The following is a 17,995-nucleotide window of genomic DNA, read 5'->3' on the forward strand; positions in this document are numbered from 1 at the left end:
ATGATGCGGCGTGCGGCTGTTGACCGACCTCCGGGCTTGCCGACCTCCGGGGTCGCCGCCCTCTAGGGTTGCTGGAGTGAGCACACCCGAGAGCCCCCGCCCCCGCCGCTCCGGACTGCGCGGCTTCGGCCACGGCGGCCCGTCCCCATGGACCGACCTGGACCGCCCCCCGCTCGACGAGGCCGCCCTGCGGCTCGACCTGCTGCGCCCCGGCGCCCTGTGGACCTCACTCGATGTGGTGAGCGAGACCGGCTCCACCAACTCCGACCTGGCCGCCCGCGCCAAGGACGGCGCGCCCGAGGGCGCCGTCCTGGTCGCCGAGTCGCAGAACGCCGCCCGCGGCCGGCTCGACCGCCGCTGGAACGCGCCGCCCCGCTCCGGGCTGTTCCTGTCGATGCTGCTGCGCCCGCAGGGCGTGCCGATGGAACGCTACGGCTGGCTGCCGATCCTGATCGGCACCGCCGTCTCCGCCACCCTCGACCGGGTCTGCGAGATCCGCACCGGCCTGAAGTGGCCCAACGACCTCCAGGTCCCGATCGACGGACAGGAACGCAAGCTCGGCGGCATCCTCACCGAACTCTCCGGCGGCGCCGTGATCGCCGGCGTCGGCCTCAACGTCTCGCTGCGCCGGGCGGAACTGCCCGTCCCCACCGCCGGCTCGCTGGCCCTGGCCGGCGCCGCCACCACCGACCGCGCCGTCCTGCTGCGCGCCCTGCTGCGCGAATTCGGCGAACTCTACGGCGAGTGGACGGCCGCCGCGGGCGACCCGCACGCCAGCGGGCTGCTCCCCGCGTACACCGCCCGCTGCACCACCCTGAACCGGCCCGTGAAGGTCCAACTCCCGGGCGACCGCGAACTGCTGGGCGACGCGGTGGCCGTCGACGGCGACGGCCGGCTGGTGGTCCGCACCGCCGACGGCGCCCGACACGCCGTCGCCGCCGGCGACGTGGTGCACGTACGCCCGCAGAACTGACCGCTGCCCGGCCGGGGGCGGTCTCACCCTGCGGGACCCTCGGACCGGCTGCCGGGCGGATGCCCCGGATTACGCGATTCCGTGCGAACATTCCACCTGGCAGCGGTGTGAGGCTCGCCACTACCGCCCGCGGTGGTCGCAGCAGCCGAACCCCGAGGACGGCAAGACAGAAGTGCGCAGACGCACGGGGACGGACCGGTGACAGACAACGGCGGCGCCACGACGGGCTCCGGCAACGACGGCACTCCCTCCAACGCGCCCGGCGAGACGGACGAGACCACCGTCGCGACCGACCTGGAGCGGCTGATCCTCGACGCTCCGCGCAAGTACACCCCGTACCAGGCCGCGCGCGCCGCCGAGGTCCCGATGGACCTCGCCACCCGCTTCTGGCGCGCCATGGGCTTCCCCGACATCGGCCAGTCCCGCGCCCTCAACGACAACGACGTGATCGCGCTGCGCCGCCTGGCCGGCCTGATCGAGTCCGGGCTGCTCAGCGAACCCATGGCGATCCAGGTCGCCCGCTCCACCGGCCAGACCACCGCGCGACTCGCCGGCTGGCAGATGGACACCTTCCTCGACAACCTCACCCAGCCCGTCGAACCCGGCCTGACCCGCTCCGACGTCGCCTACCCGCTGGTCGAACTGCTCCTCCCCGAGCTCGAACAGTTCCTGGTGTACGTCTGGCGCCGCCAACTCGCCGCCGTCACCGGCCGGGTGGTGCAGGCCGCCGAGGACCACGAGACCACCTCCGGCCGGCTCGCCGTCGCCTTCGCCGACCTGGTCGGCTTCACCCGGCTCTCCCGCCGTCTGGAGGAGGAAGAGCTCGGCGAACTCGTCGAGGGCTTCGAGAACACCTGCTCCGACCTGATCGCCGGCCAGGGCGGACGGGTCGTCAAGACCCTCGGCGACGAGATCCTGTTCGTCTCCGAGGACCCGGCCACCGTCGCCGAGATCGCCCTCTCCCTGGTCGAGACCCTCGCCAAGGAGGACAACATGCCCGCCCTCCGCGTCGGCATGGCCTTCGGCACCGTCACCTCCCGCATGGGCGACGTCTTCGGCACCACCGTCAACCTGGCCTCCCGCCTCACCTCCATCGCCCCCAAGGACGCCGTCCTGGTCGACGGCGAACTCGCGGCGGCCCTGGAGCACAACGGCACCGCGACGCTCCCCGAGGGGCCCCCCGCCCCCGGCCACCGCTTCCACCTCCAGCCCATGTGGCGCCGCCCGGTCCGCGGCCTCGGCCTGGTCGAACCCTGGCTCCTCACCCGCGCACCGGCCGCCGCCGGCTGAATCCCTGGAGCGCGAGCAGGTGGCAGACCGGGGACGCGGGGAACCGCCCGAAGGGGAACGCACCCGTCGGAAAGATCGCGACGCAGGGCAATGACTTGCACGTGATCGCGGCCTTGCGGGCCTGACCCGCACTGGTCGCGCAGTTCCCCGCGCCCCTGGTTTCGCGCCCACCTGCATTTCGCGCTCGCCTGCCAAGAAATCCCCCCAAACCCCCCTAGGCTGGTCAAAACGGCCCGCCGGAGGGAATGTGGCGACGATGACGGAACAGGCGGCGGCGCCGGACTCGCGACTGCAGGCGGTGGTGGAGCTCGCGCAGGCGATGGCCGGGGCGATGACCCCGCTGGAAGCGGTCCGCGCGGCGGCGGCGCGGGCGACGTCCGCGCTGGGGGCGACGATGGCGGCGGTCTCGGTGTGGGACCGCGAGTCGGGCCGGCTGCGGGTGCTGGTGAACCACGGGGACCTCGCGCCGGGCGAGGAGGAGCTGCCGGAGGACGAGTCGTACCCGGTCGCGGACTTCCCGGAGATCGTGACGTACCTGGAGGAGCACTGGACCACCGGCCGGCTCCCCCGGGCGTGGGTGCAGACGGCGGAGGACCTCGGCCCGCACGAGGGCCGTCCGCTCCCGGCGTCCGGCGCGTTCTGCCGCTCGCGCGCCGCCGGCCTGCGGCGTCGCGGGCGGGGCTGCTGCCTGGTCGCGCCGATCGTGCTGCACGGCCAGGCGTGGGGCGAGCTGTACCTGGCGCGCGGGATCGGGCTGCCGGTGTTCACGGAGGCCGACGCCGAGTACGCGACCCTGCTGGCCGCGCAGATCTCGGCGGGTCTGGCGCAGACCGAGCGGGTCGCCGATCTGCGCCGGCTGGCGTTCACCGACGCGCTGACCGGCCTGGCGAACCGCCGCGCGGTGGACGCCCGGCTGGAGGAGGCGTTGAAGGCGCACACCCGGGACGGCGTGGTGGTGTCGCTGGTGGTGTGCGACGTGAACGGGCTGAAGCGGGTCAACGACCAGCTCGGCCACGAGATGGGCGACCGGCTGCTGGAGCGGTTCGCGCACCAGCTGTCGCTGTCCGCGGCGAAGCTGCCGGGCAGCCTCGCGGCGCGCCTCGGCGGCGACGAGTTCTGCCTGCTCGTGGAGGGCCGGTCCGCCGACGAGGTGGTCGCGGTGGCGGAGGAACTGTGCACCCGCGCACTGGAGTTGACGGACGGCGAGGGCGTCGCCTGCGGGATCGCCTCGACCGGGGACTCGATCGGCCCGGTGACCACGGCCGACCGGCTGTTCCGACTCGCCGACGCCGCCCAGTACCGGGCGAAGGCGGCCCGGGCGGCGCACCCGGTGGTGGCGGGGCGGGGCCACGGACCGGGGTTCGCGCCGGACCCGGTGGTGCAGCTCGCCGACAGCCGCCGCGCGCCGGCCGGGCGACCGGCCGGCGACCGGCGACGCTTCCGCGGCTCGGCGCACAGCGCGGACCCGGGCCAGTTGCTGGCGGCGGTGCTGGCGGCGCTGGACCAGGGCGGGGTGCAGGGCGCGGTGACGCACCCGGCGGACACCCTGGGACGGCTGTCGGTGGTCGCGGAGACCGCGTCACGGCTGCTGAACGCGGTCGGCTGGTGGGTGTCGTACGTACCGCCGGGCTCACCGCTGATGCGCACCGCCCGGCACGCCGTGTACCGGATGACGGGCGGCCCGGCGTCGGCGCGCGCACAGACCCAGCGGGCCCAGATCGAGGCCCCGGACGCGGTGTTCGACCTCCGGCACTACCCGCTGACCGGCCGGGCGGTGACCGGCGGGGCGTTCGCCCTGCGGGTCGGCGCGGCGGGCAACGACGCGGCGGAAGAGGCGGTGATGGTGGTCTCCGGGTACCGGGCGATGGTCGCGGCGGGCGGCGCGAACCCGGCCGGCGGCTGGCTGCTGGAGCTCTTCGCCGACGAGTCCACCCTGCCGCTCGGCCAGGTCGCCCCGGCCCTGCGCGCCCTGGTGGCGGTGGCCCTCTCGGGACCGTGCTCCCCGCCGCCGTCCTGAATGGCCGGCGGCGAAGACGGGGGCGCGGGGAACTGCGCGAGGGGGAACGCACCACGTCGGAAAGATCGCGACGCAGGACAATGACCTGCAAGTGATCGCGACCTTACGGACAGGCCTTGCGCTTGTCGCTCAGTTCCCCGCGCCCCTGGTGGCGCGTCAGCGAGCGAACCTGCCGCCCACCGCGAAACTCCCCGGGCCGAGCGCAGCGATGAGCAGGAACGCCCAGCAGAACAGCACCGCGGGCTCGCCGCCGTTCTGCAGCGGGAACAGCGCGTTCTGCTGGTGGACGCTGAAGTAGGCGTAGGCCATCGAGCCGGAGGCGACCAGCGCGGCGGTCCGGGTGCCGATGCCGAGCAGGACGAGCACGCCGCAGACGAGCTGGATGGCGGCGGCGTACCAGCCGGGCCAGCTGCCGACCGGGACGGTGCCGCCGCCGTGCGCGCCGCCGAGGATGCCGAACAGCGAGGCGGCGCCGTGGCAGGCGAACAGCAGGCCGGTGACGGCCCGGTAGAGCGCGACGAGGTGCGGTCGGGCCGCGTCGGTGGCGGCCCTTGCGGTGGTGACGAGGTCGGACATGGAACTCCTCAGCCGGAACCAGTGGGGTGGTTTGCCGTGCGTGCCCTGACCGGGAGTTGACGTGTCGTCGGTTCGTGGGGGGAGATCGGCGCACCGCACCGCGCCGATCATGAACCGGACAAGTCAGTGGGTCCATTGCAGGGTGACAGGGGCGCGACGTCAAGCGGGCATTCGAACCTTCACCCGTGCCGGGCTTGAGTACGGATACTCAGGCGCCGCGCCGCTCCCGCGTTGCAGGCTGATCGGATGCTCTGGTCAGACCCCCGCGACGAACCGTCGCCCGAGGCCCGCGAAGTGCAGCGCAGGCTGCGCCGGACGGCGGTGGTGATGGCGGTGCTGGCCGTGCTCGCCGCGGCGCTGCTGCTGGCCCGGCACGGCTAGGACGGGCCCGGCGGAGCCCTAAGCTTGAGGGCATGACCGCTCGCCGCCCGCTCGTTCTCGCGTCCGCCTCCCCCGCCCGGCTGGGCCTGTTGCGGCAGGCGGGCCTGGATCCGCTGGTGCGGGTGAGCGGGGTGGACGAGGACGCGCTGTCCGCGCCGACGCCCGGCGAGCTGGCGCTGGTGCTGGCCGCGGCCAAGGCCGAGAAGATCGCCGGCGAGCTGGCCGCCGAGCCCGGCGAGCCGCCGATCGTGATCGGCTGCGACTCGGTGCTGGAGCTGGACGGCCAGGCGCTCGGCAAGCCCGCCGACGCCGACGAGGCGGTCCGGCGCTGGCAGTCGATGCGCGGCCGGGCGGGCGTGCTGCGCACCGGTCACTGCGTGATCGACACCGCCACCGGCCGGCAGGCGCAGGCCACCGCCTCCACCACCGTCCGGTTCGGCACCCCGGACGACGCCGAGGTCGCCGCCTACGTCGCCTCCGGCGAACCGCTGCACGTGGCCGGGGCGTTCACCCTGGACGGCCGCTCCGCACCGTTCGTGGAGGGGATCGACGGCGACCCCGGCAATGTGATCGGCCTGTCGCTCCCGCTGCTGCGCCGCCTGCTCGCCGAGCTGGACGTGCGGATCACCGACCTGTGGGCCTGACGGCTCCTCAGCCCGCCGCGGGCGCGCGCTCGGCCAGGTAGGCCTGGACGTCGGGCAGCGCGCCGTCCTTCCCGCGTCGAGGGTGAAGGAGCCCTTGGCGGCCTGCTCGGCGGTCGGGCATCCGTAGGTCGCGGCGGCGGGGCCCGGACCGGCCGCCGCCCCGGTCGAACTGCCGCCGCCGGAGCAGGCGGTGAGCATCAGGGCGGCCGCGGCGAGTGCGGCGGGCAGCACGGAGCGCTTCACGATTCCCCCGTGAATTCTGCGGACAGGTGCCGGCGACGCCAGGGACGGCGGCCGATCCCGGTCAATGGTCTGAACCATTCCGCTATCCCGGTCCGGGATTCGGAAAAGCCGATTCCGGATCGGCGCAGTGCGGAATCGGACAGAACCGGGGCCCCACATCTGTTGCACTGTTCCACCCCCTGGGCCGGTGGGCCGCCATTAGGCTGGCGAGCCGGACCGGAAAGGGGCGACGGGAAGCGGAAAATGACCGATGGTGTGCTGAACGTCGTGCTGGGACTGGTCGCTTCGGCGATCAGTGCGGGCCTGGGCTGGCTGGCGCAGACGCTGCGCCGGCGGCGCCGGCTGGAGCGGGAACGCGCATTCTTCGGGCTGCCGTCCGACGGCGAGGCACTGCTGGTCGCCAACCGGCAGGCCTCCTCCACCGATCCGCACAGCGTGGCCCGTGACGACGTGTACGCGCTGATGGAACTGGCCGCGCTGGTCCGCGAGTGCGGGGCCCGCTCCGTGCTGACCTCGCACGACGAGGTCCGCCAGGGGCTGGGCGACAAGACCGAGTTCTGCGTGGGCGGCCCGGACAGCAACGAACGGACCGCCGCGCACCTGGCGTCCTGGCTGCCCGGCGCGGCGTTCCTCGCCCCGCCGGACGGCGCCGGGCACCCGGTGCGCACGCTGCTGGTCGGCGGGCGGGAGTTCGCCTTCCGGACGGCCGCCGAGCAGGGCGGCGGGACGGCGTACGTGCTGCTGGCCCGGATACACCTGCGGCCGGGCAGCCGGCCGGTGTTCCTGATCGCCGGTCAGACCGCCGTCTCCAACCACGCGGCGGTGCGTCACCTGGCCGCCCGACACCGCGCGCTGGCCCGCCGGTACGGCCCGGACGGGGCGTTCGCGGTGGTGCTGCGGGTGGTCAACACCCGGGCGTACGGCCCGGACGTGGTCGAGTTCGAGGCGGACGTGACCGCCGAGGCGACCGCCCGGCCGCAGCCGGCGGCCGCTTGAACCGACGCCCCGGTGTGGCGAAGGCCACCCGGTCCGCCCGGCCCGCCGGGCACCCCGGCGCGGGCCACCGCGCGCCCGCGGCCTGCGGCGCGTCACCAACCGCCGCCGTCCGTACGGAAGTCGGGACACCGAGCGTGTGAGCACGCTCACCACCAGGGACTACTCGCCGGTAGCGCCCTTTAATCCATAAACTCGACGAGGTTCGAGAAGGGAGCCACAGTGCGCAAGGTGCTCATCGCCAATCGCGGCGAAATCGCTGTCCGCGTCGCCCGGGCGTGCCGGGATGCCGGTATCGCGAGTGTCGCCGTGTACGCCGAGCCGGACCGGGACGCGCTGCACGTGCGGGCGGCCGACGAGGCGTACGCGCTGGGCGGCGACACCCCCGCGAGCAGCTACCTGGACATCGCGAAGGTCCTGAAGGCGGCCGCCGACTCGGGTGCGGACGCGGTCCACCCCGGCTACGGCTTCCTGTCGGAGAACGCCGAGTTCGCGCAGGCCGTGATCGACGCGGGTCTGACCTGGATCGGCCCGCCGCCGCAGGCGATCCGCGACCTGGGCGACAAGGTCACCGCCCGGCACGTCGCGCAGCGCGCGGGCGCGCCGCTGGTGGCGGGCACCGCCGATCCGGTGTCGGGTGCGGACGAGGTGGTCGCGTTCGCGTCGGAGCACGGCCTGCCGGTCGCGATCAAGGCGGCGTTCGGCGGCGGCGGCCGCGGCCTGAAGGTGGCGCGGACGCTGGAGGAGATCCCGGAGCTGTACGAGTCGGCGGTGCGCGAGGCAGTGGCCGCGTTCGGCCGCGGCGAGTGCTTCGTCGAGCAGTACCTGGACAAGCCGCGGCACGTCGAGACCCAGTGCCTGGCGGACCGGCACGGCAACGTGGTCGTCGTCTCCACCCGTGACTGCTCGCTCCAGCGCCGCCACCAGAAGCTGGTCGAGGAGGCCCCCGCGCCGTTCCTGACCGCCGAGCAGAACGCCGAGCTGTACCGGGCGTCGAAGGCGATCCTGCGCGAGGCGGGCTACGTCGGCGCCGGCACCTGCGAGTTCCTGGTCTCCCAGGACGGCCTGATCTCGTTCCTGGAGGTCAACACCCGTCTCCAGGTCGAGCACCCGGTGTCCGAGGAGGTCACCGGTCTCGACCTGGTCCGCGAGATGTTCCGGATCGCCGACGGCGAGGAGCTCGGCTACGACGACCCGGAGGTCCGCGGCCACTCCTTCGAGTTCCGGATCAACGGCGAGGACCCGGGCCGGGGCTTCCTGCCCGCGCCCGGCACCGTGACGCTGTTCGCCCCGCCGTCCGGCCCGGGCGTCCGCCTGGACGCCGGCGTGGAGTCCGGTTCGGTGATCGGCCCCGCCTGGGACTCCCTGCTCGCCAAGCTGATCGTCACCGGCGCCGACCGCAAGCAGGCCCTGCAGCGGGCCCGGCGCGCCCTGGAGGAGTTCAAGGTGGAGGGCATGGCCACCGCCATCCCGTTCCACCAGACCGTGGTCACCGACCCGGCGTTCGCCCCCGAGGTGCACGGCTCCGAGGGCCCGTTCACGGTCTACACCCGGTGGATCGAGACGGAGTTCGAGAACACCATCGCGCCGTTCGCGGGTGCGGGCGGCGACGGCGAGGAGCCCGAGGGCCGCGAGACCGTGGTGGTCGAGGTCGGCGGGAAGCGCATCGAGGTGTCGCTGCCGTCCTCGCTGGGCGTGGCGTCGGCCCCGGCGGCGGGCGCCGGCGCGGGCAAGGCGAAGCGCCGGGTGGGGGCGAAGAAGGCCGCTTCCGCGGTCTCGGGCGACACGCTGGCGTCGCCGATGCAGGGCACCATCGTCAAGGTCGCCGTCGAGGAGGGCCAGGTCGTCGCCGAGGGCGAGCTGATCGTGGTCCTGGAGGCGATGAAGATGGAGCAGCCGCTCAACGCCCACAAGGCCGGCACCGTGACCGGTCTGAAGGCCGAGGTCGGCCAGTCCGTCTCCAGCGGCGCCGCACTCTGCGAGATCAAGGACGTCTGATCCACCGCGAAGGGCGGCGGGAGTTCGCGAACTCCCGCCGCCCTTCGGCCTATCCGGCCGCGTCCAGCACCAACTGCTCGACGCCGCACAGGAACTGCGCCATCTGCGCGCGCTCCAGCAGGGCGCCGTCGGCCACCATCAACAGTTCGATCACGCCCGGGGAAGCCACCACGTCCACCGCGACGGACACTCCCGGTCGGGCCGGGAACGCGTCCGGGAAGCTCAACTCCCGCTCCACCTGCGGGGCTTCGGCCATGCCGTCGGCCATCAGCGCGGCCAGTGGGTCCCGGGTGTCGTTCCAGATCACCGAGTGGTCGGCCAACTCCACGCCCGAGGCCCGCAGTTCGTCCAGGTCGGCGTCCAACTGCGGCTTGCGGTAGCCGGAGTGGCGGTAGGCGGTGAGCACCGGGCCCTGGCAGCGGCCCACCGTCGTGGCGAAGTCCTCGGCCAGCTCCGGGAGATGGAACAGGCCCTCCTGGGCGAGCGTGGTGACGGCCTCGGCGGCCTGCTCGGAGAACCGGTTGCCGACCACCACCTGGAACAGCACCTCGCGCTGCCCGCCGAGCCGCCCCAGCTCGGTGGCGGCGGCGGCCAGCAGCACCGTGGCGTCGCTGGTCCGCAGCCGGGCCGCGGCCACCGGCAGCGCCGCGGCCAGCTGCGGGGAACGCAGCACCGCGAACGGGAACAGCCGCTCCGGGTCCGGTTCGCCGTCCGGACGCGGCAGTTGGGCGCGCGGGCCGGAGCTCAGCTTGTCCCGCCAGTGCCGGCGGGCGGCGGCGTCCCGGCGGCGGCCGCGCGGCGAGTCCTGCTCGACGGCCTCCTCCAACGGCTGCGCGAACGCCCGCTCGGCGCGCAGCTCGGCGGCGCTCCGCCCGGCCGCCAGCAGCGTCAGGTCGCGCACCGCGCGGCGCATCCCCCAGCCGTCCGACGCGGTGTGCGACAGCACCAGCACCACCTGCCGGACCTGGTCGTCCACCAGCACCAGGCCGAGCCGCACCGGCCACTCGCGGGGCAGGTCGAACGCCCGGCCGGCGTACTCGGCGAGCAGCTCCGCCGCGGCCCCGGCGGCCTGCTCGACGCTGTCGCGGTGCAGCACGGCGACCGGCAGCGCCCCGTCCGCGTCCACCTCCTGCACCAGGTCGCCGTCCTCCTCGGCCAGCCTGGTGCGCAAGGCGTCGTGCAGGTGCAGCAGTTCGGCAAAGGCCAGGAGCGCCGCCTCCGGCGACAGGCCCGGTGCGACGGGCGCCGACATCCGCAGGTTGTACCGCGGCGCCTCGGGGCCCAGTTTGACCAGCGCGGCATGGATCGCCCGCTGCCCCCAGGTCGCGGGGCCCCGCCCGCCGCGCGCCCCATGAATCGTCAATTCCCTTGTGCCGTCGAGTCTTTCGCTCGCTGCGTCCATGGGGCCAGACGCTACAAGCGGGCCGGGTGGGGCGGCCAGAGGGCGACGGCCGCCGTCCGGAAGCGGTCAGCGGATCCGTTCGGCGAGCCGCGGGGCGACCGGCAGCCCGCCGTGCGGGGCGGGGCGGCGCTGGCCCGGCAGCGGGCTGCCGGGGGCGAGGCCGGCCGGGGGAACGGGACGGCGCGGCGGCGCGGCGGACGGCTGCGGGTGCACCGCCGGCGCCTCTGCGGACAGGCCGAGCGCGGCGACCGAGATCTGCACCCCGCAGTCGGCGAGCGCGTCGAGCTCCCGGGCGGTCGGGTCCTCGGCCGCCGTGTGCTCGTCGGTGACCAGCCGGGTGATCGCGTCGGTGGCGACGGTCTGGAACATGCTGTCCGCGCCGAGCTTGGTGTGGTCGGCGAGGACGATCACCTCGTTGGCGGACTGCACCAGTGCCCGGTCGACGCTGGCGGAGAGCATGTTGGCGGTGGACAGGCCGCGTTCGGCGGTCAGCCCGCTGCCGGAGATGAAGGCCTTGGTGACCCGCAGCCCGGCCAGCGACTGTTCGGCGCCGCTGCCGACCAGCGCGTAGTTGGAGCCGCGCAGGGTGCCGCCCGTCATCACCACCTCGACCCGGTTGGCGTGTGCCAGCGCCTGGGCGACCAGCAGCGAGTTGGTGACCACCGTCAGCCCCGGCACCCGGGCCAGCCGGCGGGCCAGCTCCTGGGTGGTGGTGCCGGCGCCGACCACGATGGCGTCGCCCTCCTCGACCAGGCCCGCGGCGAGATCGGCGATGGCGCTCTTCTCGGCCGCGGCGAGATGGGTTTTCTGCGGGTAGCCGGGCTCCCGGCTGAAGCCGCCGGGGAGCACCGCGCCGCCGTGGCGGCGGTCGAGCAGCCCTTCGGCCTCCAGCGCCCGGACGTCCCTGCGGACGGTGACTTCGGAGGTCTGGACGACGCGGGCCAGCTCTCGGAGCGACACGGCTCCGTTGGCGCGCACCATCTCGAGGATCAACTGGCGACGTTCTGCAGCAAACACAGAACCGACGGTAACCCGAGTGACCGTCTGCTTTCAGGCGTTTGCACCTGGTAACTGGATTTGCTCACCTAAGAGCGGCGCACGACCGTACAATGTGCGCTCCGCCGGGCGGGTGAGCCGGGCGGCGTGCGCCCGGCTCGCTCCGAACGAGCCGGTGGAACGTCAGGAACCGGCGCCTTCGCGCTTGCGGATGTGCAGCTGGCGCGCCGCCTCGGCGGTGGAGCCGGAGAGCGACGGGTAGACGGTGAAGGTGTTCGCCACCTGTTCGACCGTCAGGTTGTTGTCCACCGCCAGCGAGATGGAGTGGATCAGTTCGGAGGCGCGCGGCGCGACCACCACGCCGCCCACCACGATGCCGGTGCCCGGGCGGGCGAACAGCTTCACGAAGCCGTCCCGGATGCCCTGCATCTTGGCCCGCGGGTTGCCGCGCAGCGGGAGCTTGATCTCGACCGCGTCCATCTTTCCGCAGGACACGTCGGCGTGGGTGTAGCCGACGGTGGCGATCTCCGGGTCGGTGAACACGTTGGACGCCACGGTCTTCAGGTTCAGCGGCTGCACCGCGTCGCCGAGCGCGTGGTACATCGCGATCCGGCCCTGCATGGCGGCCACCGAGGCCAGCATGAACACGCCGGTGCAGTCGCCGGCCGCGTACACGCCGGGGGCGGAGGTGCGGGAGACCCGGTCCACCTTGATCTGGCCCCAGTCGTTGACCGCGACGCCGGCCTCCTCCAGGCCCAGGTCCGCGGTGTTGGGGATGGAGCCGACCGCCATCAGACAGTGCGTGCCGGTGATCACCTTGCCGTCGGCCAGCGTCACCTCGACCCGGTCGCCGATCCGCTTGACGCTCTCCGCGCGGCTGCGGCCCATCACGTTCATGCCGCGACGGCGGAAGACGTCCTCCAGCACCTCGGCGGCGTCCGGGTCCTCGCCCGGCAGCACCCGGTCGCGCGAGGAGACCAGCGTGACGTTCGAGCCGAGCGCCTGGTAGGCGCCGGCGAACTCGGCGCCGGTGACGCCGGAGCCGACCACGATCAGCTCGCGCGGCAGCTCCTCCAGGTCGTACACCTGCGTCCAGGCCAGGATCCGCTCGCCGTCCGGCTGGGCGTCGGGCAGCTCGCGCGGACGCACGCCGGTGGCGATCAGCACCGCGTCGGCGCGCAGCGACTCGACGCTGCCGTCGGCCTGGTCGACCAGCACCTCGCGGGAGCCGTCCAGGCCCTGGCCGCCCGTACCGAGCCGGCCGCGGCCGCGCAGCACGGTGACGCCGGCCCGGGTGACGGCCTGGGTGATGTCGTGCGACTGGGCGATCGCCAGCCGCTTCACCCGTCGGTTCACCTTGCCGAGGTCCACCCCGACCACCCGGGCCGGGTCGACGGCGTCCGGCGCGCCGTCCGCGACCAGGATGCCGAGCTCCTCGTAGGAGCTGTCGAAGGTAGTCATCACCTCGGCGGTGGCGATCAGCGTCTTGGACGGCACGCAGTCCGTCAGCACCGCCGATCCGCCCAGACCGTCGCGATCGACGACGGTCACCTCCGCGCCGAGCTGGGCGGCCACGAGGGCCGCCTCGTATCCGCCTGGTCCGCCACCGATGATCACGATCCGAGTCACGTGCTCCATTGTCCCGCATGCCGGTACGGAGTCCACGCCGGGGCCGCTGCTGCCGACCCTTGCTTCCCGCCCGCGCCCGCGCGTAGGGGCGGGGCCCGCGGCGAGGCCCTGGTCGGGGACCGCGGACGCCCCCGGCCGGCTGCTGCGGGCGGGTCCGGACGAGAGCTGCGGGCGGGTCCGGACGGGGGCGCCGACCCGGTCCGGCCGGGAGCTGCGGGCGGGCGGCTCCCGTAGGCTGACCGTCATGTCGCTCTATGCCGCCTACGCCACCAACCTCGACGCCCGGCAGATGAGCCGGCGTGCCCCGCACTCCCCGCTGCGCGGCTCCGGCTGGCTGTCCGGCTGGCGGCTGACCTTCGGCGGCGAACAGCTGGGCTGGGAAGGCTCGCTGGCCACCGTGGTGGAGGACGAGAAGGACCAGGTCTTCGTCACGCTCTACGACATCGCCCCGATGGACGAGGAGGGCCTGGACCGCTGGGAGGGCGTCCAGCTCGGCATCTACCGCAAGGTGAAGCTGCGCGCCCAGACCCTGGACGGTGAAGTCGCGGTGTGGACGTACGTACTGAACGACTACGAGGGCGGACTGCCCGCCGCCCGGTACCTCGGCCTGATCGCGGACGCCGCGGAGAGCGCCGGCGCCCCCGACGACTACGTGCTGGACCTCCGCCGCCGCCCCTGCTGAGAACGGCCTTCTCGCCTGCGCCGGACGGGAGTTCGGCCGCGCTGCGGTCGGCCCGGCGCAGGCCGGCCGCAGGCCCGGCGGGGACGAATACCACCGTTCCGCACATTCCGGGTAACGATCCGGCATGGCTCGGCCCCATTGTCTACGCGCGTAGGCAGATTTGACCTATCCTCGACCATGTGAACGCATCTCCTCAGACGGTCGTCTCCGCCGACCCCTACGCCGCCGCCCGGGAAGCCGCCGACCGGCTGCGCGAACTCACCGGCGCCGAGCGCCACGACGTCGCCCTGGTGATGGGCTCCGGCTGGGTGCCGGCCGCCGACGCCCTCGGTGAGACGCTCGCCGAGTTCCCGGTCACCGAACTCCCCGGCTTCCCCGCCCCCGCCGTGGCCGGCCACGCGGGCACCATCCGCTCGGTGCGGATGCCCGGCGAGGGCGACCGCCGCGCCCTGGTGTTCCTCGGCCGCAACCACTACTACGAGGGCCACGGCGTGGCCACCGTGGTGCACGGCGTGCGCACCGCCGCCGCGGCCGGCTGCAAGACCATCGTGCTGACCAACGGCTGCGGCGGCCTGCGCCAGGGCTGGACGCCCGGCCAGCCGGTGCTGATCAGCGACCACATCAACCTGACCGCGGACTCCCCGATCGTCGGCGCCAACTTCGTCGACCTCACCGACCTGTACTCCAAGCGCCTGCGCGCGCTCTGCCGCGAGGTCGACCCGTCCCTCGACGAGGCCGTGTACGTGCAGTTCCGCGGCCCGCACTACGAGACCCCGGCCGAGGTCAACATGGCCCGGGTGATCGGCGGCGAACTGGTCGGCATGTCCACCACCCTGGAGGCCATCGCCGCCCGCGAGGCCGGCGCCGAGGTGCTCGGCATCTCGCTGGTCACCAACCTGGCCGCGGGCATCACCGGCGAGCCGCTCAACCACGCCGAGGTGCTGGAGGCCGGCAAGGCGTCCGCCGAGCGGATGGGCGCCCTGCTGGCGAAGGTCCTGGAGCGGATCTGACACCCCGTCCGGGACGCGACTCCCGGGCAGCGCAGCACCTCTGACAGAGAATCGGACAGAGAACCGGCGCAGGACGGCGGCCATCGGCAGGATCCGGTGGCCGCCGTCGCTCCGTTTCGCCGCAGTACTCACACTCCTTCAACCCACGTACAGGGAGCGGGACGCATGCCGAAGGCACCCACCAACGACCTCCTCGACCGGGCCCGCGCCTGGCTGGCCGAGGACCCCGACCCGCAGACCCGCGAGGAGCTGGCCGCGCTGCTGGCCGCCGCCGAGGGCCCGGAGGCCGAGTCCGAGGAGCGGATCGCCTGGTCGCGACTGGCCGAACGGTTCGCCGGCCGCCTCCAGTTCGGCACCGCCGGCCTGCGCGGCGAACTCGGCGCCGGCCCGATGCGGATGAACCGCGCCGTGGTGATCCGCGCCGCCGCCGGCCTCGCCGCGTACGTCCGCAACAACCCGGCGCTCGGCGACCTGGTCGTCATCGGCTACGACGCCCGCCACAAGTCGTACGACTTCGCCGTCGACACCGCCGCCGTCGTGGTCGGCGCCGGCCTGCGCGCCGCGATCCTGCCCCGGCCGCTGCCCACCCCCGTCCTCGCGTACGCCATCCGCCACCTGGGCGCGGCCGCCGGCGTCGTCGTGACGGCCAGTCACAACCCGCCGCAGGACAACGGCTACAAGGTCTACCTCGGCGACGGCTCGCAGATCGTCCCGCCCGCCGACGCCGACATCGCCGCCGAGATCGACGCGCTCGGCGCCCTCGCCTCCGTGCCGCGGGCCACCGAGGGCTGGGAGGTACTCGGCTCCGACGTCCTGGACGCCTACCTCGACCGGGCCGTCTCCGTCCTGGAGACCGACGGCCCCCGCGAACTCACCACCGTCTACACCCCGCTGCACGGCGTCGGCCGCGACGTCCTGCTCGCCGCGTTCGAGCGGGCCGGCTTCCCCGCGCCCGCCGTGGTCGCCGAACAGGCCGAGCCCGACCCGGACTTCCCCACCGTCGCCTTCCCCAACCCGGAAGAGCCCGGCGCGATGGACCTGGCCTTCGCCACCGCCCGCGCCGCCCGCCCCGACCTGATCATCGCCAACGACCCCGACGCGGACCGCTGCGCCGTCGCCGTCCCCACCCCCGACGGCGACTGGCGGATGCTGCGCGGCGACGAGGTCGGCGCCCTGCTCGGCGCGGCCCTCGCCGCCAAGGGCGCGACCGGCGTCTTCGCCACCACCATCGTCTCCTCCACCCTGCTCGGCAAGATCGCCGCCGCGGCCGGCCTCGGCTACGCGGAGACCCTCACCGGCTTCAAGTGGATCTCCCGCGCGGACGGCATCCGCTACGGCTACGAGGAGGCCCTCGGCTACTGCGTCGACCCCGACGGCGTCCGCGACAAGGACGGCATCACCGCCGCCCTCCAGATCACCGAACTCGCCGCCGGACTCAAGCGCGACGGCCGCACCCTCACCGACCTCCTCGACGACCTCGCCCTCGCCCACGGCCTGCACGCCACCGACCAGCTCTCGGTCCGCGTCAACGACCTCACCGTCATCGCCGACGCCATGCGCACCCTCCGCGACAAGCCCCCCGTCGAACTCGCCGGCCTCACCGTCACCCACGCCGACGACCTCACCGCCGGCACCCCCGAGCTCCCCCCCACCGACGGCCTCCGCTACTACCTCACCGGCCCCACCGTCACCTCCGCCCGCATCGTGGTCCGCCCGTCCGGCACCGAGCCCAAGCTCAAGTGCTACCTGGAGACCGTCCTCCCGGTCGCCTCCCGGGACGTCCTCCCGGCCACCCACGAGCAGGCGCGCGCCCTGCTCGCCACCCTCAAGCGGGACCTGGCGACGGCGGCCGGGCTGGCCTGACGTGAAGGATGCGATGCTGCTCCTCCGGTAGGTTTAGCCCTCCGCCTGACCGATGTTTCGGCTGTCCTGTCTGGGATTTGTCGATCTGCTCGGAGGAGCCGCCTCGCACGCGACCGGACGGACGGCCACGACCTCGTAGATACGTGGTCGAGAAGCCCCGCCACTGTCCCGTCCGGCCAGCGTGTGCCGTCCCAAGGGCTGCGAGCCAAGGAGACGGCAGTGACCAGGATGACCGATCAGGACCGGGAAGTCACAGTCTGTGTGGATACCCGCGGCGAGACCTACCATGCGGCAGTGGTCGACCGGATCGGCCGCCACTTGGCGGACCGGGTGTTCCCGGCCACCGGCGCCGGCCACCGGCAACTGCTGTCCTGGCTGCACTCCCACGGCAAGATCACCGCCGCGGGAGCGAGGGGCATCAGCGCCTACGGGGCCAACCTGACCGTCATCGAGGTCACCCGGCCCGACCGCAAGGCCCGCCGGACGAAGGATAAGTCGGACCCGATCGACGCCCATGCCGTTGCAGCCTCCGGCCGCGCCAGCGACATCCCCAAGACCCATGATGGCGTGGTGGAGGCCACCCGCCTCACCGCGGGTCCCCCGCCGCTCGGCGGTCAAGGCCCGCACACAGGCCGTCAACCAGGCCCGACAGCTCTGATCATCACACCGGACGTCCTGCACTCCGACCAGAAATGGGATGGTCGCCCGACTCAGGTTCCCTACTCATGTGGGAAGCACTCTGCACAGACGAGCATCCAGCCGATTAATCCAGCCTCGTTCAAATGAACCTCGAACACCTCGGAATGCTGGCAGTGGCCGAGCCTGAACAATAGGTCCACCAGTACTCCAAATCCCAACTACAGCAGTAGCTGCTACATCGAAAGCCCCGAGAATTCGCTCGACAGGGCTTCCGATGCAGCTTTTACATGCAAGCCTAGAGCTCCATTGCTACTGCACCGATCGGCCTTTCCGTATCGGAATCTACCGCACAAACACAAGCCCACCCCGCGTCAGCAACGGAGAATACAAAGACCTCAGTCGCGTCCGCCACGGAAAGGGAGTCGACGAATTCAGCAACCTCAATGACGACTTTCCCAGACTCGGTGATTGTCATCATCCTTGAACGGTACAACCCGGCAGCCTCTGAGGCTCCGATCGAGGCGGAGTTGAATGAGAAATCGCCAATCCGGCTCAAGATTTCAAGGCCTCGAGCGGCCGCTTGCCAACCTTCATCAGCAAGCTGCGAGAGGAAGCGATGAGCTTCCACTTCAGAAACCTTGACAGACACCTTCCCACCT

At 73.1% G+C, this 17,995-nt stretch carries 15 protein-coding genes and 1 pseudogene; 11 read left to right on the forward strand and 5 right to left on the reverse strand.

Features of this window, described 5'->3' with window-relative positions:
- The first annotated feature begins 76 nt into the window (after positions 1 to 76).
- The 3 genes and pseudogenes from ACIQF6_RS04780 to ACIQF6_RS04790 form a co-directional block, all read left to right on the forward strand.
- Positions 77 to 973 (forward strand): biotin--[acetyl-CoA-carboxylase] ligase, encoded by an 897-nt coding sequence (locus ACIQF6_RS04780; RefSeq protein ID WP_400890188.1) that lies wholly within the window; start codon positions 77 to 79, stop codon positions 971 to 973.
- A 198-nt stretch (positions 974 to 1,171) separates the two neighbouring features.
- Positions 1,172 to 2,263: an adenylate/guanylate cyclase domain-containing protein gene (locus ACIQF6_RS04785; RefSeq protein WP_400890190.1), complete on the forward strand. Its 1,092-nt coding sequence runs from the start codon at positions 1,172 to 1,174 to the stop codon at positions 2,261 to 2,263.
- 256 nt (positions 2,264 to 2,519) lie between these two features.
- Positions 2,520 to 3,710 (forward strand): annotated as a pseudogene (locus tag ACIQF6_RS04790) (diguanylate cyclase domain-containing protein); the annotation flags it as partial.
- 726 nt (positions 3,711 to 4,436) lie between these two features.
- Here the strand turns inward: ACIQF6_RS04790 and ACIQF6_RS04795 are convergent.
- A complete protein-coding gene (locus ACIQF6_RS04795; protein ID WP_400890192.1) occupies positions 4,437 to 4,856 on the reverse strand; it encodes a DoxX family protein in 420 nt (139 codons plus the stop codon).
- 246 nt (positions 4,857 to 5,102) lie between these two features.
- Between ACIQF6_RS04795 and mmpB the strand changes: the two genes are divergently transcribed.
- From mmpB to ACIQF6_RS04815, 4 genes are all read left to right on the forward strand, one after another.
- On the forward strand, positions 5,103 to 5,237 hold the full coding sequence (gene mmpB, locus ACIQF6_RS04800; RefSeq protein ID WP_400890194.1) for a morphogenic membrane protein MmpB: 135 nt from the start codon (positions 5,103 to 5,105) through the stop codon (positions 5,235 to 5,237).
- 32 nt (positions 5,238 to 5,269) lie between these two features.
- Complete coding sequence (locus ACIQF6_RS04805; RefSeq protein WP_400890196.1) at positions 5,270 to 5,881, forward strand: nucleoside triphosphate pyrophosphatase; 612 nt, start codon at positions 5,270 to 5,272, stop codon at positions 5,879 to 5,881.
- Between the two features lie 486 nt (positions 5,882 to 6,367).
- Positions 6,368 to 7,120, forward strand: a complete 753-nt coding sequence (locus ACIQF6_RS04810) for a hypothetical protein (RefSeq protein WP_400890198.1) — start codon at positions 6,368 to 6,370, stop codon at positions 7,118 to 7,120.
- 219 nt (positions 7,121 to 7,339) lie between these two features.
- On the forward strand, positions 7,340 to 9,115 hold the full coding sequence (locus ACIQF6_RS04815) for an acetyl/propionyl/methylcrotonyl-CoA carboxylase subunit alpha (protein ID WP_400890200.1): 1,776 nt from the start codon (positions 7,340 to 7,342) through the stop codon (positions 9,113 to 9,115).
- A 49-nt stretch (positions 9,116 to 9,164) separates the two neighbouring features.
- Here the strand turns inward: ACIQF6_RS04815 and ACIQF6_RS04820 are convergent, their stop codons facing one another.
- From ACIQF6_RS04820 to ACIQF6_RS04830, 3 genes are all read right to left on the reverse strand, one after another.
- The gene (locus ACIQF6_RS04820) at positions 9,165 to 10,517 is read right to left on the reverse strand and encodes a condensation domain-containing protein (protein ID WP_400890202.1); all 1,353 of its coding nucleotides are present in this window, start codon (positions 10,515 to 10,517) and stop codon (positions 9,165 to 9,167) included.
- Between the two features lie 66 nt (positions 10,518 to 10,583).
- On the reverse strand, positions 10,584 to 11,498 hold the full coding sequence (locus ACIQF6_RS04825) for a DeoR/GlpR family DNA-binding transcription regulator (protein WP_400892127.1): 915 nt from the start codon (positions 11,496 to 11,498) through the stop codon (positions 10,584 to 10,586).
- A gap of 198 nt (positions 11,499 to 11,696) precedes the next feature.
- On the reverse strand, positions 11,697 to 13,151 hold the full coding sequence (locus ACIQF6_RS04830; protein ID WP_400890204.1) for an NAD(P)H-quinone dehydrogenase: 1,455 nt from the start codon (positions 13,149 to 13,151) through the stop codon (positions 11,697 to 11,699).
- A 235-nt stretch (positions 13,152 to 13,386) separates the two neighbouring features.
- On the opposite strand from ACIQF6_RS04830, the gene ACIQF6_RS04835 reads away from it, so the two are divergent.
- The 4 genes from ACIQF6_RS04835 to ACIQF6_RS04850 all read left to right on the forward strand — a co-directional run bounded on the left by ACIQF6_RS04835 (position 13,387) and on the right by ACIQF6_RS04850 (position 17,483).
- Positions 13,387 to 13,824, forward strand: coding sequence for a gamma-glutamylcyclotransferase (locus ACIQF6_RS04835; RefSeq protein WP_400890206.1), 438 nt, complete (start codon positions 13,387 to 13,389; stop codon positions 13,822 to 13,824).
- 179 nt (positions 13,825 to 14,003) lie between these two features.
- Positions 14,004 to 14,834 (forward strand): purine-nucleoside phosphorylase, encoded by an 831-nt coding sequence (locus ACIQF6_RS04840; RefSeq protein ID WP_400890208.1) that lies wholly within the window; start codon positions 14,004 to 14,006, stop codon positions 14,832 to 14,834.
- Between the two features lie 165 nt (positions 14,835 to 14,999).
- Positions 15,000 to 16,697 (forward strand): phospho-sugar mutase, encoded by a 1,698-nt coding sequence (locus ACIQF6_RS04845; protein ID WP_400890210.1) that lies wholly within the window; start codon positions 15,000 to 15,002, stop codon positions 16,695 to 16,697.
- Positions 16,698 to 16,916: 219 nt separating this feature from the next.
- Positions 16,917 to 17,483 (forward strand): hypothetical protein, encoded by a 567-nt coding sequence (locus ACIQF6_RS04850; RefSeq protein ID WP_400890212.1) that lies wholly within the window; start codon positions 16,917 to 16,919, stop codon positions 17,481 to 17,483.
- Between the two features lie 148 nt (positions 17,484 to 17,631).
- Here ACIQF6_RS04850 and ACIQF6_RS04855 read toward each other — a convergent pair whose 3' ends face one another.
- Positions 17,632 to 17,985 carry a hypothetical protein gene (locus tag ACIQF6_RS04855; protein WP_400890214.1) on the reverse strand — a complete coding sequence of 118 codons (354 nt, stop codon included), beginning with the start codon at positions 17,983 to 17,985 and terminating at the stop codon, positions 17,632 to 17,634.
- Between the last annotated feature and the right edge of the window lie 10 nt (positions 17,986 to 17,995).

It is taken from the genome of Kitasatospora sp. NPDC092948 (assembly GCF_044754805.1).
Classification (GTDB): Bacteria; Actinomycetota; Actinomycetes; order Streptomycetales; family Streptomycetaceae; genus Kitasatospora.